Source organism: Microbispora sp. ZYX-F-249, from assembly GCF_039649665.1.
GTDB lineage: Bacteria > Actinomycetota > Actinomycetes > Streptosporangiales > Streptosporangiaceae > Microbispora > Microbispora maris.
The window spans coordinates 1-1,266 of sequence record NZ_JBDJAW010000130.1 but is presented as its reverse complement, the minus strand read 5'-3'; the positions used below and the strand labels follow the sequence as shown (position 1 = coordinate 1,266).

1 protein-coding gene is annotated in these 1,266 nt (G+C 69.3%); it reads left to right on the top strand.

The window, feature by feature from the left end:
• Nucleotides 1-40: 40 nt before the first annotated feature.
• Nucleotides 41-1,266: DNRLRE domain-containing protein (locus AAH991_RS40045; protein WP_346231178.1), on the top strand; the 1,226-nt coding region annotated here is incomplete at its 3' end.

The following is a 1,266-nucleotide window of genomic DNA, read 5'->3' as shown; positions in this document are numbered from 1 at the left end:
GGACGCCTCCTTCCTGGCCGACCCCACACTTACCTACCCGGTGACCGTCGACCCGACCGTGGACCTCTCCCTGCAAGCCGACACCTACGTCGCCAACTACGACAGCAACGTCCACGCCGACGGCTACAAACTCTACGCCGGGTCGTATTACGGAGACCTGGAGCGCAGCTACCTCAACTTCGACACCGCATTCCTGCCCGGCGCGACCGTGACACAGGCACAACTGTCGCTGTTCAACTGGGACGCCCCCCAGTGCGTGCCGTTCGGCTCCGGCATCCAGGCCAGGAGGGTCACCTCCGCCTGGGACCCCTACACCCTCACCTGGAACAGCCAGCCGACCACCACCACCGAGGACGCCGTCACCCGCCGGGACGCTTACAGCATCGAATACTGCGGCGACAATGGCCAGGGCGGCATCGCAGTCACATGGGATGCCACCGGCATCGCCCAGGACTGGGCCGCCGGCCGACCCAGGTACGGCCTGCAGATACGAGGTGCCGACGAAAGCGCGCAGAATGACTGGCGCACCTACGACTCCTCCGAGGCCGTTGCCGCTTACCCCGGCTACGCGCAGGCGCCGAAGCTGACCGTCACCTACACGCTGCCGTCGTCCCCCACGGTCGGCAACTTGTCGATCACCCCGGCCACCGGGAACGCGGTGTCGTCGCTGACACCGACCCTGCACGCCACCGTCTCCGACTCCGCCAGCGGCAGCCTGCGGGCGGACTACGAGATCGAACACGACCCGGCCTACACCGCAGAAGGCACCGGCCAGATCTGGGCCGGCAGCTCCGCCGGCGTCACCTCCGGCAACGACGCCCCCGCCGTCGTCCCGGCTGGAAAACTGCGCGACGGCTGGCACATCCGCTGGCGGGCTCGCGCCACCAACACCGGCGCCTCCGTCTCCTCGGCCTGGTCGACCTGGCAGACCACGACCGTGAACGTTCCGGACCCGCTGCTGGACCAGTTCCAGGTGACCCCGTCGCAGGTGCTGTCGGGGGAGACCGTCACCTCCACTCTCACCCCCGCGCTGGCCGCCCGCGTCACCACACCCGACGCCGGGGCATCGCGGGTGGAGTTCGAGCTGGAGCACGACCCGGCCGATACCGCCCACGGCACCGGCAGCATTTGGACCATCGGAAACGCGCAGGCGGGAACAGCCAGTTCGGCTGCGGCCGGTGCCGCTGCCGCGAAGGCCGGGCAGCCTGCGCAAACAGCCGAGTCGGCGGTGACCGGTGTCACGCCTGCTGCGAATGCGCCGACATC